Below are 718 nucleotides of genomic sequence, written 5' to 3'. Positions count from 1 at the left end.
CCGGTTCTTACAGACACGCAATGGTGTGCTGTCAACAAAGCTTATGCCCGTGCATTTGCCCAAGAGGACCTTCTTGATAAACAAGGTTAAGGGTACGGCTACCTCCCTTTCCAATTCTACTAAACGGTTATAAGAAACAACATTGGGAAACAGATGGCGAAGATGCTTGCATACTTTTTCAAGATAGAAATGTTTGAAGCAGCGATAACCTGAGTCATGGAAAAGAATCATTATCAGCATGACTTCGACCTTTGACATCGTGGAACTTCGATGATATTTTCTTTTTCCGGTAGGTTTTAGCGTATATTTTGCCGTCATTGCATCAAAAAACTTGCAGAAGTCATCTGCCATACAAAATATTTCTATAACTTTGTTCTCGGTGATCATGGCGATTTTTGTTTGTAATTATTTGAATGTTAACACCTTAAAGTTACAACAAATTTCGCTAACCACCAAATTCATATATACATATAATTCGTCGAACTCACGTTAATTAACGACAACTCTTCCCTTTTATTCTGTTTGTTTCCCTTTCTTGGCTTTTTCTCCAATGAATGTCCTATCTTTGTAAACAGTACCCACCATAGAAAATTGCAAAATGGAAAATGGCAATCTAAAAATACAGCTTGACAGTATTCAACGAATATTGAGCTATTGCATTACTCAGACCTACAATGTGCTCATTGGAAATATTCTGAGGAAGAAGAGTTGTATTAGC

The 718-nt window shown here is 36.9% G+C and carries 1 pseudogene; it reads right to left on the bottom strand.

The window, feature by feature from the left end:
- Nucleotides 1-387, bottom strand: a pseudogene (locus tag HMPREF9018_RS10625) (IS982 family transposase); the annotation flags it as partial.
- Nucleotides 388-718 lie beyond the last annotated feature (331 nt).

Source organism: Prevotella amnii CRIS 21A-A, assembly GCF_000177355.1.
Taxonomy (GTDB): Bacteria; Bacteroidota; Bacteroidia; order Bacteroidales; family Bacteroidaceae; genus Prevotella; species Prevotella amnii.
This window is presented reverse-complemented; position numbering and strand designations above follow the sequence as displayed.